The 8,355-nt window shown below is 55.2% G+C and carries 6 protein-coding genes and 1 pseudogene; all 7 read left to right on the plus strand.

What is annotated here, in order from left to right:
* A partial coding sequence (locus tag ABF287_RS05565) for a sulfatase-like hydrolase/transferase (RefSeq protein WP_347184025.1) occupies positions 1–1,477 on the plus strand: 1,477 nt, incomplete at its 5' end.
* Positions 1,478–1,480: 3 nt separating this feature from the next.
* Positions 1,481–2,617, plus strand: coding sequence for an alpha-hydroxy acid oxidase (locus ABF287_RS05570; RefSeq protein WP_347184026.1), 1,137 nt, complete (start codon positions 1,481–1,483; stop codon positions 2,615–2,617).
* A gap of 1 nt (position 2,618) precedes the next feature.
* Entirely contained in the window at positions 2,619–4,223 is a 1,605-nt protein-coding gene (locus tag ABF287_RS05575; protein ID WP_347184027.1) for an alkaline phosphatase family protein, read from the plus strand.
* Positions 4,224–4,373: 150 nt separating this feature from the next.
* A complete protein-coding gene (locus ABF287_RS05580) occupies positions 4,374–6,002 on the plus strand; it encodes a thiamine pyrophosphate-binding protein (protein WP_347184028.1) in 1,629 nt (542 codons plus the stop codon).
* A 168-nt stretch (positions 6,003–6,170) separates the two neighbouring features.
* Positions 6,171–7,229 (plus strand): AbrB family transcriptional regulator, encoded by a 1,059-nt coding sequence (locus ABF287_RS05585; protein ID WP_347184029.1) that lies wholly within the window; start codon positions 6,171–6,173, stop codon positions 7,227–7,229.
* A 20-nt stretch (positions 7,230–7,249) separates the two neighbouring features.
* Positions 7,250–8,200, plus strand: a complete 951-nt coding sequence (locus ABF287_RS05590; RefSeq protein WP_347184030.1) for a formylglycine-generating enzyme family protein — start codon at positions 7,250–7,252, stop codon at positions 8,198–8,200.
* Between the two features lie 75 nt (positions 8,201–8,275).
* Positions 8,276–8,355, plus strand: a pseudogene (locus ABF287_RS05595) (IS6 family transposase); the annotation flags it as partial.

Consider the following 8,355-nt stretch of genomic DNA (forward strand, 5'->3'; position numbering starts at 1 on the left):
CTTGGGCGTCGAGGGTCGCAAAGTGCGCACGCCGCATCTGGATCAACTGGCATCCGAGGGGACGCGGTTTACATCAGCGATTTGTCCTTCACCCGTGTGCCAACCGTCTCGGGCATCGATCCTGACGGGGCAGCTGTGTCGGACAAATGGCGTGCATGACAACGGGATCGATCTTGATCCAGAGGTGGGTGAAAAAGGGTTTGCCGGCACTTTAGGTGCGCAAGGCTATGAGACGGCCTATTTCGGCAAGGCGCATTTTTCCAGCTATGACGCACGCCACAAGACGGGGACCCCGGAAAGCGTGCTGTCGTCCGAAGACTACGCAGACGATTGGTACGGGCCTTACATGGGCTTTCAGCATGTCGAGACGATGATCCACGGCCACAACTGGTTCACGCCACAAAAGCCCCCGCGTGGACAGCATTTTGAGCGGTTCTATTACGGGTCAGGGCGCGGCGACGAATTGAACGCGCTTTACAAACAGAGCGGGCGCGACACTAAGGGTGCTGCGCAAACGTGGCACAGTCAGCTCCCTTTGGCCTATCATAACACGCCTTGGACAGCGGACCGCGCGATTGAGTGGATCAACCACGGGCGTGACACTGATAAACCGTTCATGACTTGGATCAGCTTTCCCGATCCGCATCATCCCTTTGACTGCCCCGAACCGTGGTCCTACCTACACGACCCAAAGGATGTGGACCTGCCCGAACACCGGACCCGCGATCTGGAAAACCGCCCGTGGTGGCATAGGGCCGCGCTTGAAAACACACCGCAGGGTGATCCGGAATCGATCAAGATACGGCAGGCCTATTCGCGGATCGAACAACAGACCGACGATCAGTTGCGAGAGATCATCGCCAATACCTACGGCCAGATCGCGTTGATCGACCACCATATCGGACGCATCATGAGCACGCTGCGTGAGGCGGGTTTGAATGAGAACACCTATGTCATCTACTCTGCCGATCACGGCGATTGGCTGGGTGATCATGGTCTCGTGTTGAAGGGGCCCATGCTGTACGAAGGCCTGCTGCGGATTCCGTTGTTGGTCAAAGGCCCCAATGTGCCTGCGGGTCAGGTAGTGGATGAACCGGTTTCCAATATGGATGTCGGGCCAACGATGTTTGATCTGGCGGGGGTTGAGGCAGAGCAGGTCCAGCATGGGCAGAGCTTGCGTCCCTTCTTTGATGGCACGGGAGAGACCCGCGATTTTGCCATGTGCGAATGGGAGCTTTTGCCAAACCGCGTGGGTGTCGCGCTGTCCTTGCGCGGCGTGCGAACCAAGTCCGACAAGCTGACGATGGATATGCGCTCTGGGGATGGCGAGATGTACGATTTGACCAACGACCCCCATGAAATGGTGAATGTGTTCGAAAACCCAAGCTACGCCGACCGACGCAAGGTGTTGGAAGGATATCTGGCCGCACGCCCCGATGATATCGGTCCGAACCGCGTTCCAGTGGGGCCTGCTTGACCGATGGATAACGCAAATCAATTTCCGTCGATCTGGCACCTTGCAGAGCGGGCGCGCAAACGTATCCCGCATTTTGCTTGGGAGTATCTGGACAGCGGCACAGGCATGGAACGTCTGGTTGATCGCAACCGTGTTGCCTTGGATGCCGTTCACCTGATGCCTCGCGTCATGGGCGGGCGGTATACGCCTGACATCAAATGCACCCTTCTGGGGGCGGAGTTTTCAGCACCGTTTGGGATTGCGCCCGTCGGCATGTCCGGATTGATGTGGCCGGGAGCGGAACTGGCTTTGGCCGACATGGCACGCACCAAGAATATCCCATACGGGCTGAGCATGGTCGCCAATGAAACCCCCGAAGAGGTGGCAAAACGCGCGGAGACCAATGCGTGGATGCAAATCTATTGCCCTAAAGAAGCCGATGTGTTGGATGACTTGCTGAAACGCAGCAAAGCGGCGGGTATCAAAACGCTGATTATTACGGTAGATGTTCCCGTTGGCAGTCGTCGCGAACGCCAACTTGCGGCAGGTCTGACAGTGCCACCCAAGATGGACCCCGCAACCTTGTGGCGCGTGGCTAAACGCCCGTTCTGGGCGCTGGCGACTTTGAAACATGGGCAGCCGCGTTTCAAAACGCTCGAAGCTTATTTCCCTGCTGATCAGATGAGCGAAGGCGCAAAGTTGATAGGTAACATCGTTGATGGTCGCCCCGATTGGGATTATTTCGACCGAATTCGTGCGGCTTGGGATGGCAATTTGGTGCTGAAGGGTCTGATGGATCCGGCGGATGCAGATGCGGCTATCGCGCACGGCGCTGACGCAGTTTGGGTTTCGAACCATGGTGGACGGCAGTTTGATGGCGCGCCCGCCGCGATTGAGGCTTTACCAGCTATCGCGGAAAAGGTCGCAGGCCGCGTGCCTCTTCTGTTTGACAGCGGTATTCGCGGCGGGCTCGATATTCTGCGTGCCTTGTCACTCGGCGCGGATTTTTGCTTCCTTGGGCGTGGATTTCTGTATGCCGTGAGTGCTCTTGGCGCGATCGGGGCCGATCACGCCTATGACATCCTTCGCGGCGATCTTGAAAATAACATGATCCAAATAGGCGCGCGCAGCCTTATTGATCTGAAATCACTGAAAGACTGATATGACCAAAAATGTACTCTTCATCATGTGCGACCAGCTGCGTGCCGACTACCTTGGATGTGCGGGCCATCCGACAATTCGCACGCCAAATATTGACGCTTTGGCTGCGAAGGGCGTGCGGTTTGAGCGCTGTTATGTGCAATCACCCATCTGTGGGCCAAGCCGGATGAGCACCTATACAAGCCGATATGTGCGCAGTCATGGAGCGGATTATAACAACGTTCCATTGCGTGTTGGTGAGTGGACGATGGGGGATCATCTCCAAACCTTTGGGGGCAGGGCGGTGCTGTGCGGCAAGACCCATATGCGAGCTGACATAGAGGGGATGGCGCGGCTCGGCATTGATCCGGCAAGCGCAAAAGGCAAGCACATCGCCGAAGGCGGTTTTGAAGTTTGGGATAGACTGGACGGGTTGCATCCTCCAGGTATCAGGATGCCAAGCCACTATAATGATTATCTCAAGAAAAATGGGTTTGATGGGATCAGCCCATGGCAGGATTGGGCGGCCTCTGTTGTTGATACGGATGGTGCGATCAAAAACGGGTGGCTCAATGAGAACTGTCATTTGCCTGCCCGCATTCCCGAAGAGCATTCCGAGACCGCCTACAGCACCAATCGTGCGATTGAGTTTATGGATCAAGCCGGCGATGCGCCTTGGTGTTTGCATCTGAGTTATATCAAGCCACATTGGCCGATCGTCGCCCCTGCGCCTTATCACAAAATGTATAGTGCGGCCGATGTCATCCCACCCGTCCGATCCGAGGCAGAGCGCGAAAAGGCGCATCCGGTGCATGCCATCAATACGGAAGTGCGTTACTCCACCGCCTACAAAAGGGAAGATCACCGCGCGCAAGTGATCGCCACTTACATGGGGCTAATCACACAGATTGATGACCACATCGGGCGGTTGATGGCGTGGATGGAAAAGAGCGGCAAGCTGGACGATACACTGATCATTTTCACCTCAGATCATGGCGATTATCTGGGGGATCACTGGATGGGCGAAAAACTGTTCTTCCACGATGCCTCTGTTAAGGTGCCACTGATTGTGATCGACCCTTCGGCCGAAGCGGACGCTAACCGCGGCAGTGTTGACGCACGGCTCACCGAAGCGATTGATCTTGTTCCCACGATTGTGGATTTCATGGGAGGCGAGATGCAATCGCATATCCTTGAGGGCCGATCACTGATGCCGTTGCTGCATGGCCAAGATGTTGACTGGCGTGATTGTGCCTTTAGCGAGGCCGATTACTCCCGTACTGCGGCGCGCACCAAACTTGGGCAACCGATGTCAAACTGTCGGATGGTGATGGCGTTCGACGGACGTTGGAAATACGTTTATTGCCCCGGTCAGCGCCCAATCTTGTTTGACTTGGACACAGACCCACAGGAACTCAACGACCTAGGAACAGATCCGGCCTTTGAGGCGCAGCGTGCCCGTATGCAAGCGCGCGTCATGGAATGGGCCTATGGCACTTCCGCCCGCATCACGCAGACCGGAGCCTTTATTGAGGAGCGGAAACCGGAGATCAGACGGGGTATTCTGGTCGGGTTCTGGGACGAAACAGAGGTTGCGGCGGCATTCGCACGCCTAGATTCAAGTTAAAGCGCTGCTTACGATCTGGTGCAATTTTTCAATAGTTCGGCAGAGCATTACCAACAAAACGCCAAATTAGCAGCCACACTCAAAGTGAAGTTTTCAGGTGAAACTGAGCGTACCGCGCGACACAGTTCATCCTTTTCTAGGAACAAGAAGATGTCAGATAAAAAAATGTATATGCACCAATCCATCGCACAGTCCGTGCGCGATCATGGCATTGAGACCATGTTTGGCTTGGTGGGCGACGCCAACCTTTTCATGGCAAACCACTTTGTTAACGGATGCGGTGGAACGATGGTTCCTGCAGCCCACGAGGGCGGCACAGTTCTGATGGCTCAGGCCTACACGCAAGTCACTGGAAACGTCGGCGTTGCGACAGTGACCCAAGGCCCGGGCCTGACAAATTGCTTTACGGCCCTTAGGGAAGGCGTGGTTGCCCGTCGGTCTATGGTCCTTTTGTGCGGTGATACGCCTGTGACAGCCCCGTTTCATCCCCAGAATATTGACCAGCGCGAGGTCGTAAAAGCCACTGGTGCAGGGTTCGAGCAGGTGAAATCTCCCGAAACGGCTGCACGGGATGTCGCGACTGCATTCTACCGCGCCCGCAAGGAAAGACGACCCATTGTTGTGAATATCCCCTCTGATTTCATGTGGTCAGAAGTGGAGTATGAGACAGTTATCTTCCCATTTCACGAAGCCGCGACTGTCATAACCGAAGGCCCCGTTCATGAAGAAGCCATAGGAATGATAGCTTCCGCAAAGCGGCCTTTGATCCTTGCTGGAGCGGGCGCAGTCGGGGCCAAGGACAAGTTAATCGCGCTCGCCGAAAGATTGGAGGCACCGCTGGCAACAACGTTGAAGGGCACCGGCTTGTTCGCAGGTCACCCCAACAATATTGGCTACTTCGGCACTTTGAGCACTTCTGAAGCCCTTGACGTTATCGGGGCTGCCGATTGCATCATTGCCTTTGGTGCATGGATGCATTTCCTGACGACAGATCGTGGCGCGTTGCTAAAAGGAAAGCGCGTTATCCAAGTTAACAACAGTCAGTCCGACATAGGCACCTTCTACCAGCCTGATGCGGTCCTGATCGCGGATTCTGGCCAAACCGCTGACAACATTCTGTATTGGATGGACGAAGCAGAGGTGGTTCCCTCGGGATTTGCCAAGGAACTGCCTGCGCACGATATTGCAGCACACCCGAAGGGAAATCCAGAGGCGTCCTCCGATGGACGCATCAACCTTGAATATGCTCTTGATCGTTTGAACGAGACACTGCCTGAGAACCGGATCATGCTCACAGATGGGGGGCGCTATATTACAGAAGTTTGGTGCCGTGTGGGCGTGCCCGATCCCAATAGTTTCCATATGAGCGATAACTTTGCAGCTATTGGACAAGGCATGCAGCAAGCGATTGGCGCGGCCCATGGCGATCCGTCCCGGCCAGTTGTTCTCTTTATGGGGGACGGAGGTTTCATGATGGGCGGCGCGAACGAGTTCAACACTGCTGTGCGAACGGGCTGTGATCTTATTGTGATTATCTGCAACGATTCAGCCTATGGCGCCGAGCATATTCAGATGTTGGATCGGGACATGGATCCAGCGCTCACCGAATTTGAATGGCCTTGTTTCGCAGATGTATCCAAATCCCTTGGCGGACAAGGCGTGGAAGTGACGTCGCCCGCAGAGCTTGAAGTTGCGATCAAAGCAATCCACGCTCGGACAGGGCCAATTATTGTGGACCTGAAACTTGACCCGAACAAAGTGCCACGTATGCGTATGTGACGGCCACGTTTGTAGTTGTGGATAGAGCGAGATGCATTGGCAAATATCAGGCAATAGCGACATGCGTAAACCGATCAAAGAAAAACGATGCACGCACCCCAATGGATATGAGCGGCGCAGGGGGTGTCCGCCGTGGCCTTTCACCCAGCAGGCAACACTGAAATGGCTATGAAGAAATATCTACAATTGGCCGTGATCCTCGGGTCGGGGACGGTTGGCGCATTGCTGGCGCAGTGGCTCGGATTGCCGATCCCTTTCCTGCTTGGCAGCATGGCGATGTCGGCAACAGTTTCACTGACTACATTTTCCCGCACTGGTGAACGGCTGTGGTTTCCGGCCCGTCTGCGCCATGTCTTCATCGCCGTCATTGGCATTATGATCGGAACGACTTTCAACGCTGATGCGCTGAACGCCGCTTCTGACCTTGCCATCACTTTGCCCGCCATGGTGTTATTTTTAGCAATTGCGCAAATCGTCAACTTTGGAATATTCCGTCGGATCGGTGGGTTTGACAGCGTCACGGCGAAATACGCTGCCATGCCCGGTGGCCTGATCGAAGCGGTTTCACTGGGTGAAAAAGCGGGCGGTGATGTGGAGGCGCTCAGCCTCCAGCATTTTGTTAGAATCGTCTTGGTGATTGTTTCGGTACCCCTGCTTTTTCAGTTGTTCACGGATGAAATCGTCGGCAGTGCAGCCGGAAAAACGCTGGAAAGGGCCGCCGCTGAGTGGCAGGATTGGATGCTGTTTTCTGTCTTGGTGCCAATCGGCATTATGCTCGGCTCTTTACTAAAACTTCCTGCCGGTCCTTTAATAGGCCCTTTGGTTTTGACGGCTATCTTTCAGGCCACCGGCGTTATTGATTTGAATGGCCCTGACATGCTGGTCAGTGTTGCACAATTGGTGGTCGGCTCCGCGCTTGGCTCGAATTTTGCCCGCTCCACCCCAAGACGACTTTTGTCTGCATTTTCTCTTGGTGTTTTGTCTGTTGGCGCGACCCTCGCTATCGCTTCGGGTTTTGCATTGCTGCTCGAACGAGCGGTTCCTATGACATTTGAGGCACTGCTGATCAGCTTTGCTCCGGGGGGGGTAACCGAGATGAGCCTTGTGGCGCTCAGCCTTGGCGTGACACCTGTGTTGGTCACAACGCACCATCTCTTCCGTATCATCTTGACGGTGACAGTTGCCGGAATACTGACAGGGCGCACGAACCACATTGGCAAAGGATAGCCGATTTCTTAAGGTGTCATATGACCATTATTCAAGCTCGTAAAAGCTGTTGCGCGCCAGCCCGATCAACGCATTCAGATCCTCCAACAACCGCGGAAGTGGTCAAATCGGCTGCTCTACGCGTGGCGCCGGATGCCATTGTGATTTCGGGTGCAAAGGCTTTGGTCGGCACACGGACGCCAGAAATTCCTGAGGATGGCGAAGATCCAGTGCGCGAAACGCGCGTCAAATCGTTCAGGATTGGCGCAACCACAGTCACCAACGCCCAGTTTTCTGAATTCATCGACGCCACTGGTTATGTGACCGAAGCCGAACGTTTCGGCTGGTCATTTGTTTTCTGGGCGCAAGTGCCGGACAGCGTTGGCGCGACCCAAGGTGTTGCGGAGGTCGAGTGGTGGCGCCGTGTGGACGGGGCCAACTGGCGCGACATAAACGGGCCGGGCACAAAAGCGCAAGCTTGGCATGAAGATCATCCGGTGGTTCAAATCTCATGGAATGATGCGCAGGCCTACGCGCAATGGGTTGGCGGGCGACTTCCAAGTGAAGCGGAATGGGAGCTTGCGGCCCGTGGCGGCAAGGGTGATGTGAAATTTCCATGGGGCAATCAAGAACCCAATGATACCGATTTCCAACCTTGCAATATCTGGCAAGGCCGCTTTCCCGAGGTGAACACAGCCAAGGACGGGTTCATCACCACAGCGCCGGCCCGACACTACGAACCGAACGGCTTTGGTCTATACAACGTGGTGGGCAATGTCTGGGAATGGACCGCCGAGCCCTACCGTATCAAATCGCTCAAGAAACATGTGCGCCAAAGACTGGCAGGCATGAAGGGGTACAAGCTCTCCAAAGGCGGTTCGTTCCTGTGTCATCAATCCTATTGCTTTCGTTATAGGATCGCGGCGCGCTCAGGCACATCACCTGACAGTGCCACCACTCATCAAGGGTTCAGGGTGGTCTGGCCCTCCTGAGGTGTCATGTATTTTTAGTGCTGCGTCCGGTATTGCCAAGTTGTTGGCCGGGTTTGATCAAGCTATGTCGGTCCCATGAACATTCCGACCCATATGCTGCGCCTGAAAGGCTTCCGCTACCCCCGCGAGATCATTGCTTACGCGGTTTGGGCGTA

The organism is Pacificibacter sp., from assembly GCF_039769035.1.
Taxonomy (GTDB): domain Bacteria; phylum Pseudomonadota; class Alphaproteobacteria; order Rhodobacterales; family Rhodobacteraceae; genus Celeribacter.

Coding starts and splice junctions, on each gene's coding strand:
- ABF287_RS05590 (WP_347184030.1), top strand. CDS start 7,250: ATGACCATTATTCAAGCTCGTAAAAGCTGTTGCGCGCCAGCCCGATCA.
- ABF287_RS05580 (WP_347184028.1), top strand. CDS start 4,374: ATGTCAGATAAAAAAATGTATATGCACCAATCCATCGCACAGTCCGTG.
- ABF287_RS05570 (WP_347184026.1), top strand. CDS start 1,481: ATGGATAACGCAAATCAATTTCCGTCGATCTGGCACCTTGCAGAGCGG.
- ABF287_RS05585 (WP_347184029.1), top strand. CDS start 6,171: ATGAAGAAATATCTACAATTGGCCGTGATCCTCGGGTCGGGGACGGTT.
- ABF287_RS05575 (WP_347184027.1), top strand. CDS start 2,619: ATGACCAAAAATGTACTCTTCATCATGTGCGACCAGCTGCGTGCCGAC.